Origin of the sequence: Streptomyces sp. NPDC048001, assembly GCF_043203115.1 — a bacterium.
GTDB lineage: Bacteria > Actinomycetota > Actinomycetes > Streptomycetales > Streptomycetaceae > Streptomyces > Streptomyces sanyensis.
In genome coordinates, this window is sequence record NZ_JBIDBN010000004.1 from 277,464 (window position 1) to 289,390 (window position 11,927).

The window sequence follows — 11,927 nt, forward strand, 5'->3', positions numbered from 1 at the left end:
CTCCCCGAACCCTTGCGGGAGGGTGCGCCCCGGGGCCCCGTGTGGTCGGGGCCGCTTGGCGGGCCGGGGCCCGCCGGTAAGTTGACCTCCCGGCCGGGCCCCGGCCCGTGTGCGAGAGCCGTTCAGCTCTTGCGGATCTCCCAGAAGCGGAAGATCGTGGACGCGTCCAGGGTCCACTCCAGCCCGGTGACGCCCGCGCGGGCCACCGCGTACTGCTTGCCCTGCCACAGCGGCAGCAGCGGGACGTCCTCGGCGACGATGTCCTGCAGCCGGCCGAAGTCCGTCTCGATCGCGGTCCGGTCCGTCATCGCGGAGGTCCGGGGGATGATGTCCCCGGTGATCTTCTTGTTCTCGTAGCGGTTGGCCAGCACGTTGTCCGGGCCGAAGAACGGCTGGGTGAAGTTGTCCGGGTCCGGGTAGTCGGGGACCCAGCCCTTGACGTAGACGCCGTACTTCCCGGCCTGGACGTCCTTCTCGTACTGCTTCAGCGGCACGGACTCGACCGAGGCCTCGAAGAGCCCGCTGGCGTTGAGCTGCTCGGCGAGCGTGCGGAGCGTCTGGTCGGTGGCCGGGCCGTAGCGGACCGGGGTGGACCAGAGGGTGAGGCGCACCTTCTCGGTGATGCCGGCGTCCCGCAGCACCTTGCGGGCCTGGTCGGGCTGCGGGGTGCCGCCGTAGCGGTCGAAGAAGGCGGTGTTGTGGGTGCCGATGCCGGCCGGGACGATCGAGTACAGGGAGGTGGCCGTGGACTGGTGGACGTCCCTGACCAGGGCGTCGCGGTCGACGAGGTAGGCCACGGCCTGCCGCACGGCCGGCTGGCCGGCGACCGGGTCGTCCATGTTGAACACCAGGTGCTGGACCTCGGCGCTGGTGCCCTCCACGATCGAGATCCGGGTGTCGCCCGCGGAGCGGGAGCCCTGGAGCTCGGCTATCTGGCCGGCCCCGAGGCCGCGGTAGGCGACGTCGACGTCGCCGTCCTTCAGCGCCTCGGCGAGGCGCTCCTGGTCCCCGTGGAAGAAGCTGAGGGTGATGCCGCCGTTCTGCGGCTCGGCGCTGCCCTGGTACTCGGGGTTGACCGAGAAGACGGCGCGGTCCTCGTCGAAGGAGTCCAGCTTGTACGGCCCGGATCCGACGGCCTTGCGGTCGGTGCGCAGCTCTCCGACCTGGTACTCGCGGTGGTCCACGATGGAACCCGCACCCGAGGCGATCTTGCTCGGGAAGGTGGCGTCCGGTGCCTTGAGATGGAAGACGACCGTCCGGTCGTCGGGCGTCTCGATGCGGTCGATCGAGGTGAGCAGCGGCACGGGGCCGCTGTCGCTGTCGATGCCCAGCGCGCGCTCGAAGGAGAACTTCACGTCCTTCGAGGTCAGCTTGTTGCCGTTGCTGAAGGTGAGGCCCTCGCGGAGCGTGCACTGGTAGACGGTGCTGCCGCCGGCCTCGAAGGAGCAGGTCTCCGCCGCCTCCGGCTGCGGGGTGGTGCTGCCCTTGGGGAAGCTCAGCAGCGACTGGAAGACGTTGTTGAACAGCAGCCACGAACCGGGGTCGTAGCCGTCGGCGGGGTCGGTGGCCAGCACCTCGTCGGACATGCCGACGACGATCCTGGACTCTCCGCCGCCCGAGTCGCCGCCGCGGTCGGTGCCGCAGCCGGCCAGCAGGACGGCGGACAGGCCGACGGCGAGGGGCGCGGTGCCCTTCCTGAATGTTGCCTTCACAGAACGTGCCTCTTGGTCTCTCAAGCCGGCCGCCCGGTTCGCGCGGCCGCGTGACGGGGGGGTCAGACCTCGCCGCGAGCCAGCTCCCACAGCTGGAGGTCGGAGCTCGCGTTGAGGGTCCATTCGACGCCCGTGAGGTCGTCACGGGCGGCGACGTACTGCTTGCCCTGCCACAGCGGCAGCACCGGGACCTCGTCGGCGACGATGTCCTGGATGCGCTGGAACGCCGGGGCCGCGGCGGCGCGGTCCGCCTCGCGGCGGGACTGCGGGATGAGCGTGCGGATCTCCTGGTTCGCATAGGGCGAGTTGAGGAAGTTGCCCTCGTCCAGGAAGGGGGCGGTGTAGTTGTCCGGATCCGGGAAGTCGGGGAACCAGCCGAGCCCGTAGACAGCGAAGTCGCCGCGCTTCTGGGCCGCGCGGAACGCGGACCAGTCGGAGCCCTTGACGGTGACGTCGAAGAGCTTGGTGGCGTTCAGCTGGTCGCGCAGGATCTCGAACTCCTTGGCGGTGCCGTCACCGTAGTGGTCGGTGGTGAAGTTCAGCTCCAGACGCACCGGGGTGTCGACTCCCGCCTCGGCGAGGAGGGCGGCGGCCTTCTTCGGGCTGGGGTCGCCGTAGGTGTTGTAGAAGGCGTTGGTGTGCGCGCCGATGGTGCGGGGGATCAGCGAGTACAGCGGTTCGGCGGTGGAGCCGTAGACCTGGCTGACGAGCCGTCCCCGGTCGACGACCGCGGCCATCGCCCGGCGGACCGCCGCGTCCTTCACCGAGGGGGCCTCGGTGTTGAAGGCCAGGTAGCGGATCTCCAGGCCGGGCACCTCGGTCAGCTCGACGCCCTCCTTCGGGCTGAGCGAGAGGTCCTTGATCATCTCGGGCGACATGGAGCGGGTCATCATGTCGATCTCACCGGCCTCCAGGGCGCGGCCCATCGCCTCGGCGCTGTCGAAGGAGCGCAGCTCGACGCGGTCGTTGCGGAGCTTGACGTCGCCCTTGTAGTGCTCGTTCCGGGTGAAGACGATCCTGGTGGCCCGCTCGCCCTCGGTCTCGGCGCGCATCGTGTAGGGGCCGCTTCCGTCGACGGCCAGGCCCTCGCGCAGCCGCTGCCCGTCGTACTTCTCCGGGCTGACGATGGCGGCGACCGGCGTCGACAGCTTGTAGGGGAAGGTGGCGTCGGGAGTGGAGAGGTGGAAGACGATCTCGTCGTCGCCCTTGGTCTCGATGGTGTCGATGGTGGACAGCAGCGCCGCGGTCCCGTTGCCGGCGTCGATGTGGAGGACGCGCTCCAGGGAGAACTTCACGTCCTCGGCGGTGACGGGCGTCCCGTCGGCGAAGCTGAGGCCGGGGCGGAGCTTGCAGCGGTAGCTCTCGCTGGCGGTGTCCGTGAAGGAGCAGGACTCCGCGGCGTCCGGGACGGGCGCGCCCCCGCCGCGCGGGGTGTGCATCAGGGTCTGGACGGTCTGCCGCAGCACGTTCCAGGCCCCGGTGTCGTAGGCGTAGGCCGGGTCCAGAGGAGCGGGCGAGCCGGCGTCCGCCGTGAAGCGGTCGGTGGTCCCCACCACGATGGTGTCACCGCCACCGGAGCCGACACCCTCCGTACTGCCGCAGGCGACGAGCACGGGAGCGAGCAGGCCGGTCAAGGCCAGCGGCACCAGGGTCTTGCGGTTCATCGTGGACTTCTCTCCTCGTCCGTCCGGCACTGGGTGCAGCGCCATGTGCAGATCGCTCCGCCGCCTCCGCCCGGTCGGGGCGGCACGATCGGGCCGGGTGTACGAGCGATCGGTCCGGTGTTCTCCGGTGGCCTGGTGGGCCGTCGGGACGCCACGGCATGGCGGCGGAGTTCTCGCGACGAGATTAGTCGGCGGCGCCAGGAAAGCGTGAACGGGCCCGAGTTGGCCCGTAATCGCTGAGTGATCACGCCTGCCTACCCGGAGGCACCCGCGGCGAGGATGATTCATACGCTCACCCACCAAAACGGTCACCCCATGGCCTTCGGACCCCGGGAAGGCACCCTCACGGGCGCACCGCGGAAACACGGGGAGTGAGCAATGTCACGCCCATGGGCTCGTACGCTGATTACCTATCGGCCATCTGGGAGCCGGCGGAAATCCCATGGCGGCCGCCCGGAGTTCCCGATGAATTCATCCTGCACGGACCGTGTGCTTTCAGCGCCGGGCGGTGATGAGGGTCCGCAGGAACAGCAGGTCCACCTCTTCCAGGGAGGCGACGACGGTGCGGCCCGCCGCGGGCTGGATGGGTGCGAGGGAGGGCACCGCCACGACCCGGCACCCGGCCGCCTCGGCCGAGGCCACCCCGGTGGCCGTGTCCTCGACCACGGCGCACCGCGCGGGCTCCGCGCCGAGCCCGCTGGCCGCGAGGAGGTAGGGGTCCGGGTGGGGTTTGGTGCGGGGCACCTCGTCGCCGGCCACGGACAGGGCGAAGCGGTCCGCGCCGAGGGAGTGGAGGACCCGGTCGATGATCCGCCGGTGCGAGGCGGAGACCAGGGCCGTGGGGACGTTGTGGCGGGAGAGCTCCCCGAGCAGCCGCTCGGCGCCCGGCATCAGGGGCACGCCGCGGCCGATGCGCTCCTCGAAGCGGTCGTTCAGCAGCACGGTCAGCTCCGGGAGGGTGATGTCCGCGCCGGTCGCCTCGATCAGGTAGCCGCCGCTGCGGGTCATCGGCCCGCCGACCACCACGTCGCGCCAGGCCTCGTCCAGCCGGTGCCCGAGGCCGGCGAAGACCTCGACCTCCACCTCCCACCAGAAGTCCTCGGTGTCCACGAGGGTCCCGTCCATGTCGAGCAGGACGGCCTGCAGGGCCGCCCCGTCCGCGGGACGGGTCAGGGACGCGGGGACCGTGCTGGTCATGGGCACACCTCCGGAAGGGACGAGAAGGCCGGCCACCCTCCCCCGCGGCGTGACCGCGGTGGCAGGTGACCGGCCTGCACTGGACCGACCAGTGTACGACTCGTCCGATCAGCGTGCGTTGAAGTACTTCGCCTCGGGGTGGTGGATGACGATGGCGTCGGTGGACTGCTCGGGGTGCAGCTGGAACTCCTCGGACAGGTGGACGCCGATGCGCTCGGGCTCCAGCAGGGCGGCGATCTTGGCGCGGTCCTCCAGGTCGGGGCAGGCGCCGTAGCCGAGGGAGAAGCGCGCCCCCCGGTACTTCAGGGCGAACATGTCCTCCACCTGGTCCGGGTCCTCCCCCGCGAAGCCGAGCTCGGCGCGCACCCGGGCGTGCCAGTACTCGGCGAGCGCCTCGGCGAGCTGCACGGACAGGCCGTGGAGCTCCAGGTAGTCGCGGTAGGCGTCGGCGGCGAACAGCCGGGCGGTCTCCTCGCCGATCCGGGAGCCGACCGTCACCACCTGCAGGCCGACCACGTCCGTCTCCCCGCTGTCCTCGGGGCGGAAGAAGTCGGCCAGGCACAGCCGCCGCCCGCGGCGCTGGCGGGGGAAGGTGAAGCGGGTGCGCTCCGCCCCGCTGTCGTCCAGGATGATCAGGTCGTCGCCCTTGGAGACGCAGGGGAAGTAGCCGTGCACGACGGCGGCCTCGAGGAGGTTGTCGGTCTGGAGCTTCTCCAGCAGCCCCCGCAGCCGCGGGCGCCCCTCGGTCTCGGCCAGCTCCTCGTAGCTGGGCCCGTCGCCCCTGCGGTTCTGCTTCAGCCCCCACTGGCCCTTGAACAGGGCGCCCTCGTCCAGCCAGGACGCGTAGTCCCTCAGCTGGATGCCCTTGACCACCCGGGTGCCCCAGAACGGCGGGGCGGGGACCGGGTTGTCGGTCGCGACGTCGGACCTGCCCACGCTCTCCGGCTCGCCGTCCTCCACCACCGCGGCGCCGCCGGCCCGCACCCGGCGCTGCTTCAGCTCCGGCAGCGCGGCACCGGGGGTGCCGCGCTTGACGGCGATGAGGGCGTCCATCAGGCGCAGGCCCTCGAAGGCGTCGCGGGCGTAGCGGACCTCGCCCTCGTAGATGTCGTGGAGGTCCTGCTCCACGTAGGCGCGGGTGAGCGCGGCTCCGCCGAGGATGACGGGGTAGTCGGCGGCCAGGCCGCGCTGGTTGAGCTCCTGGAGGTTCTCCTTCATGATCACGGTGGACTTCACCAGCAGGCCGGACATGCCGATGACGTCCGCCCGGTGCTCCTGCGCGGCGTCCAGGATCGCCGAGACGGGCTGCTTGATCCCCAGGTTGACCACGGTGTAGCCGTTGTTCGACAGGATGATGTCGACCAGGTTCTTGCCGATGTCGTGCACGTCCCCGCGCACCGTGGCCAGCACGATGGTGCCCTTGCCCGCGTCGTCGGTCTTCTCCATGTGCGGCTCCAGGTGGGCCACCGCGCTCTTCATCACCTCGGCCGACTGCAGCACGAACGGCAGCTGCATCTGCCCCGATCCGAAGAGCTCGCCGACGACCTTCATCCCCTCCAGCAGGGTGTCGTTGACGATCTCCAGCGCCGGCCGCCCGGTGAGCGCCTCGTCGAGGTCGGCCTCCAGGCCGTTCTTCTCCCCGTCGATGATCCGGCGCTGCAGCCGCTCCTCCAGCGGCAGCGCGGCCAGCTCCTCGGCCTTGCCGGCCTTCAGGGAGGTGGCCGTCGCCCCCTCGAAGAGCGCCATGAGCTTCTGCAGCGGGTCGTAGCCCTCGGCGCGCCGGTCGTAGATCAGGTCCAGGGCCGTGTCGACCTGCTCCTTCTCGAAGCGGGCGATCGGCAGGATCTTCGAGGCGTGCACGATCGCCGAGTCCAGCCCCGCCTTGACGCACTCCTCCAGGAAGACGGAGTTGAGCAGGATCCGGGCGGCGGGGTTCAGCCCGAAGGAGATGTTCGACAGCCCCAGGGTGGTCTGCACCGCGGGGTGGCGCCGCTTCAGCTCCCGGATCGCCTCGATCGTGGCGATGCCGTCGCCGCGGGACTCCTCCTGCCCGGTGCAGATCGTGAACGTCAGGGTGTCGATGAGGATGTCGGACTCCTCGATGCCCCAGTTCCGCGTCAGGTCCTCGATGAGCCGCTCGGCGATCGCGACCTTCGCCTCCACCGTCCGGGCCTGGCCCTCCTCGTCGATCGTCAGTGCGATCAGCGCCGCACCGTGCTCCTGCGCCAGCCGGGTCACCCGGGCGAACCGGGAGTCGGGGCCGTCGCCGTCCTCGTAGTTGACGGAGTTGATGACGGCGCGGCCGCCCAGCTTCTCCAGCCCCGCCCGGATGACGTCGACCTCGGTGGAGTCCAGGACGATGGGCAGGGTGGAGGCCGTCGCGAACCGGCCCGCCAGCTCCTCCATGTCGGCCACCCCGTCCCGGCCGACGTAGTCCACGCACAGGTCCAGCATGTGCGCGCCCTCGCGGATCTGGTCGCGGGCCATCTCCACACAGTCGTCCCACCGGCCCTGGAGCATCGCCTCGCGGAACTTCTTCGACCCGTTGGCGTTCGTCCGCTCCCCGATCGCCAGGTAGGCGGTGTCCTGGCGGAACGGCACCGACTGGTAGAGAGACGCGGCACCCGGCTCGGGACGCGGGTCGCGGCCGGCGGGAGCCACCCCCCGGACCCGCTCGACCACCTGCCGCAGGTGCTCCGGCGTCGTGCCGCAGCACCCGCCCACCAGCGACAGGCCGTACTCGCGGACGAAGCCCTCCTGCGCGTCCGCCAGCTCGGCGGCGGTGAGCGGGTAGTGCGCCCCCTGCTTGGTCAGCACCGGCAGACCGGCGTTCGGCATGCAGGACAGCGGCACACGGGCGTGCTGCGCGAGGTACCGCAGGTGCTCGCTCATCTCCGCGGGGCCCGTCGCGCAGTTCAGGCCGATCATGTCGATCCCCAGCGGCTCCAGGGCCGTCAGCGCCGCGCCGATCTCCGACCCCAGCAGCATCGTCCCGGTGGTCTCCACGGTCACCGAGCAGATCAGCGGCAGCTCCAGACCCAGCGCCTCCATCGCCCGCCGCGCACCGATGACCGAGGACTTCGTCTGGAGCAGGTCCTGCGTGGTCTCCACCAGCAGGGCGTCCGCCCCGCCCGCGATCAGGCCCTCGGCGTTGCGCTGGTAGGCGTCGCGCAGGGTCGTGAACGGGGCGTGGCCGAGCGTGGGGAGCTTGGTGCCCGGCCCCATGGAACCCAGCACCCAGCGCTGCTGCCCGGTCGAGGCGGTGAAGGAGTCGGCCGCCTCCCGCGCGAGGCGCGCACCGGCCTCGGACAGCTCCAGCACCCGCTCGGGGATGTCGTACTCGGCGAGGGCGGCGAAGTTCGCGCCGAAGGTGTTGGTCTCCACGCAGTCGACGCCGGCGGCGAAGTACTCCTCGTGGACCGAGCGGACGATGTCCGGTCGGGTGATGTTCAGGACCTCGTTGCAGCCCTCCAGGTTCTGGAAGTCCTCCAGGGAGGGGTCCTGCGCCTGGAGCATGGTGCCCATCGCCCCGTCGGCCACCACCACCCGGGTGGCGAGCGCTTCGCGCAGCGCCTCGATGCGGCTGCGGCTGTCGGCGGACGGGGTCGGCAACGAGGCCATGGATGTGCTCCCTGGAATGCGACGGCTGTCGGCTTTGCGCCCTCGGCGGGAGGACGCACGCAGCCAGAGTAGCCGCGGCGTCCCGTTCGTCGTCGATGCGTCCCACGAGACGGACGGAACCAATCATTCCGGCTTTCCGTCGGCCACTGCGACGGGGGATACTCGCCATGCGGCGACCAAGGTCGACATCGACCGATAGTGTTCAGCATTGTCGAACGCTGCTTGTCGCACCCCACGCGGCGAACCCAAGTGGAGAGAAGGGCCGGTCCCGATGGCGAAGAACATCCAGTCCCTGGAGCGGGCGGCCGCGATGCTGCGGCTCCTCGCGGGCGGCGAGCGCCGGCTGGGGCTGTCGGACATCGCCTCCTCGCTCGACCTCGCGAAGGGGACCGCCCACGGCATCCTGCGCACCCTCCAGGCCGAGGGCTTCGTCGAGCAGGACCCGGCGTCCGGCCGCTACCAGCTGGGGGCGGAACTGCTGCGGCTCGGCAACAGCTACCTCGACGTCCACGAGCTGCGGGCGCGCGCCCTGGTCTGGACGGACGACCTGGCGCGGTCCAGCGGCGAGAGCGTGCACCTCGGGGTGCTCCACCAGCACGGCGTCCTCATCGTCCACCACGTCTTCCGGCCCGACGACAGCCGCCAGGTCCTGGAGGTCGGGGCCATGCAGCCGCTGCACTCCACCGCCCTCGGCAAGGTCCTGGCCGCCTACGACCCCGTCGCCCACACGGAGGCCCTGGAGGTGGCGCGCGAGGCCTTCACCCCGGCGACCGTCACCGGCCTGGACGACTTCGAGTCGGTGCTGGACCTCACCCGCGCCAAGGGCTGGGCCTCGGACGTGGAGGAGACCTGGGAGGGCGTGGCCTCGGTCGCCGCCCCCATCCACGACCGCCGCCGGATGCCCGTCGGCGCGGTGGCCGTCACCGGCGCCGTGGAGCGGGTCTGCAACGGCGGGGAGCTGCGTTCGGAGCTGGTGGCCGCGGTGCGCGACTGCGCCCGCGCGGTCTCCCGCGACCTGGGCGCCGGCCGCTTCTGACCTGCGGCGCCGTTCTCGCGACCACCCTTCTCCAGACCCCTCCCGAGATATCGGGGGCGGGTCTGGCGTGTTTCGGGCGGGCGCCCGCACCCCGGCGGGCGCATCATCGGATAACGATCCGGGTTTCGGCCGTACAACCCTTGACGTTGTCTTCACCCCAGGGCAAAACTGCCGTTCATCGGTCGGCATTGTCGAACACCTAACGGCAATACGCGTTAGAGTGTGACAGCGCCAAGGGCCGGAAATCGCCCTCACCTGAGGGCGCGGACCACCGGAGGGACCCGGGGTTCGCCTTCCCCTGGACGAAGGACAAAGGAGTCGCGGGTGTCCAGCTCCGACATCTTCATCGGCGAGACCATCGGTACCGCCGTACTCATCCTGCTCGGTGGCGGCGTGGTCGCCGCCGTCGTACTCAAGCGCTCCAAGGCGCAGAACGCGGGCTGGCTGGCCATCACCTTCGGGTGGGGCTTCGCGGTCATGACCGCCGTCTACATGACGGGAGCGCTCTCCGGCGCCCACCTCAACCCGGCCGTCACCCTCGGTATCGCGATCAAGGACAACGACTGGGGCAACGTCCCGGTCTACTTCGCCGGCCAGCTGCTCGGCGCCATGATCGGTGCGGTCCTGGTCTGGCTCGCCTACTACGGCCAGTTCCGCGCGCACCTCACCGACCCCGAGGTCATCGGCGAGCCGATCGACGAGAAGGCCATCGAGGGACCGCACGACGAGAGCGCCTCCGCGGCCGGTCCGGTCCTCGGCGTCTTCTCCACCGGCCCCGAGATCCGCAACGTCTGGCAGAACCTCGCGACCGAGATCATCGGCACCCTGGTGCTGGTCCTCGCCGTGCTCACCCAGGGCCTCAACGACAGCGGCAAGGGTCTCGGCCCGGTCGGCGGGCTCATGGTCGCCCTGGTCGTCGTCGGCATCGGCCTCTCGCTCGGCGGCCCCACCGGCTACGCCATCAACCCCGCGCGAGACCTCGGACCGCGCATCGTGCACGCCCTGCTCCCGCTGCCGAACAAGGGCGGCTCCGACTGGAGCTACTCGTGGATCCCCATCGCCGGACCGCTGGTCGGCGCGGCGCTCGCAGCGGGTATCTACAACCTCGCGTTCGCCTGACGCACAGCAGCCGTACGAGCCCACACCACGAGACCTGAGCAGGAGCACACCGTGACCGACGCACACACCACCGGCCCCTTCATCGCGGCCATCGACCAGGGCACCACCTCCAGCCGCTGCATCGTCTTCGACAAGGACGGCCGCATCGTCTCCGTCGACCAGAAGGAGCACGAGCAGATCTTCCCGAAGCCGGGCTGGGTCGAGCACGACGCCACCGAGATCTGGACCAACGTCCAGGAGGTCGTGGCCGGAGCGATCGAGAAGGCCGGCATCACCTCGGCCGACGTCAAGGCGATCGGCATCACCAACCAGCGCGAGACCACGCTGCTGTGGGACAAGAACACCGGCGAGCCGGTCCACAACGCCATCGTCTGGCAGGACACCCGCACCGACGCCCTCTGCAAGGAGCTCGGCCGCAACGTCGGCCAGGACCGCTTCCGCCGCGAGACGGGCCTGCCGCTGGCGTCCTACTTCGCCGGCCCCAAGGCCCGCTGGCTGCTGGACAACGTCGAGGGGCTGCGCGAGCGCGCGGAGCGCGGCGACATCCTCTTCGGCACCATGGACTCCTGGGTCATCTGGAACCTCACCGGCGGCACCGAGGGCGGCGTCCACGTCACCGACGTGACCAACGCCTCGCGCACCATGCTGATGAACCTGCACACCATGGAGTGGGACGACAAGATCCTCCAGTCCATGGAGCTGCCCGCCGCGATCCTTCCCGAGATCCGCTCCTCGGCCGAGGTCTACGGCCTCGCCAAGGGCGGCGCCCTCGCCGGCGTGCCCGTCGCCTCCGCCCTGGGCGACCAGCAGGCCGCGCTCTTCGGGCAGACCTGCTTCGCCGAGGGCGAGGCCAAGTCCACCTACGGCACCGGCACCTTCATGCTGATGAACACCGGCGACACTCCGGTGAACTCCTACAACGGCCTGCTCACCACCGTCGGCTACCGCATCGGCGACCAGAAGCCGGTCTACGCCCTGGAAGGCTCCATCGCCGTCACCGGGTCCCTGGTGCAGTGGATGCGCGACCAGATGGGCCTGATCAACTCCGCCGCCGAGATCGAGACCCTGGCGCTCTCCGTCGAGGACAACGGCGGCGCCTACTTCGTCCCCGCCTTCTCCGGCCTCTTCGCCCCCTACTGGCGCTCCGACGCCCGGGGCGTGATCGCCGGACTGACCCGGTACGTCACCAAGGCGCACATCGCCCGTGCCGTGCTGGAGGCCACCGCCTGGCAGACCCGCGAGATCACCGACGCCATGACCAAGGACTCCGGCGTCGAGCTCACCGCGCTCAAGGTCGACGGCGGCATGACCTCCAACAACCTGCTGATGCAGACCCTCTCGGACTTCCTGGACGCCCCCGTGGTGCGCCCCATGGTCGCCGAGACGACCTGCCTCGGCGCCGCCTACGCCGCCGGCCTGGCCGTCGGCTTCTGGCCCGACACCGACGCGCTGCGCGCCAACTGGCGCCGTGCCGCCGAGTGGACCCCGCGCATGGACGCCGAGACGCGTGAGCGCGAGTACAAGAACTGGCTCAAGGCCGTGGAGCGGACCATGGGCTGGCTCGACGAGGAAAACTGA

7 protein-coding genes are annotated in these 11,927 nt (G+C 70.7%); 3 read left to right on the top strand and 4 right to left on the bottom strand.

Annotated elements, in window-relative coordinates:
* Positions 1-122: 122 nt before the first annotated feature.
* From ACGF15_RS09860 to metH, 4 genes are all read right to left on the bottom strand, one after another.
* Positions 123-1,712 carry an ABC transporter substrate-binding protein gene (locus tag ACGF15_RS09860; protein ID WP_345615514.1) on the bottom strand — a complete coding sequence of 530 codons (1,590 nt, stop codon included), beginning with the start codon at positions 1,710-1,712 and terminating at the stop codon, positions 123-125.
* Positions 1,713-1,774: 62 nt separating this feature from the next.
* Positions 1,775-3,376 carry an ABC transporter substrate-binding protein gene (locus ACGF15_RS09865; RefSeq protein ID WP_392797561.1) on the bottom strand — a complete coding sequence of 534 codons (1,602 nt, stop codon included), beginning with the start codon at positions 3,374-3,376 and terminating at the stop codon, positions 1,775-1,777.
* Between the two features lie 495 nt (positions 3,377-3,871).
* Positions 3,872-4,573, bottom strand: coding sequence for an HAD family phosphatase (locus tag ACGF15_RS09870; protein ID WP_345615511.1), 702 nt, complete (start codon positions 4,571-4,573; stop codon positions 3,872-3,874).
* A 108-nt stretch (positions 4,574-4,681) separates the two neighbouring features.
* Positions 4,682-8,194, bottom strand: a complete 3,513-nt coding sequence (metH, locus tag ACGF15_RS09875; RefSeq protein WP_392797563.1) for a methionine synthase — start codon at positions 8,192-8,194, stop codon at positions 4,682-4,684.
* Between the two features lie 271 nt (positions 8,195-8,465).
* On the opposite strand from metH, the gene ACGF15_RS09880 reads away from it, so the two are divergent.
* From ACGF15_RS09880 to glpK, 3 genes are all read left to right on the top strand, one after another.
* The gene (locus tag ACGF15_RS09880; RefSeq protein ID WP_345615509.1) at positions 8,466-9,230 is read left to right on the top strand and encodes an IclR family transcriptional regulator; all 765 of its coding nucleotides are present in this window, start codon (positions 8,466-8,468) and stop codon (positions 9,228-9,230) included.
* A gap of 324 nt (positions 9,231-9,554) precedes the next feature.
* Positions 9,555-10,349: an MIP/aquaporin family protein gene (locus ACGF15_RS09885; protein ID WP_256524423.1), complete on the top strand. Its 795-nt coding sequence runs from the start codon at positions 9,555-9,557 to the stop codon at positions 10,347-10,349.
* A gap of 51 nt (positions 10,350-10,400) precedes the next feature.
* Positions 10,401-11,927 carry a glycerol kinase GlpK gene (gene glpK, locus ACGF15_RS09890; RefSeq protein ID WP_345615508.1) on the top strand — a complete coding sequence of 509 codons (1,527 nt, stop codon included), beginning with the start codon at positions 10,401-10,403 and terminating at the stop codon, positions 11,925-11,927.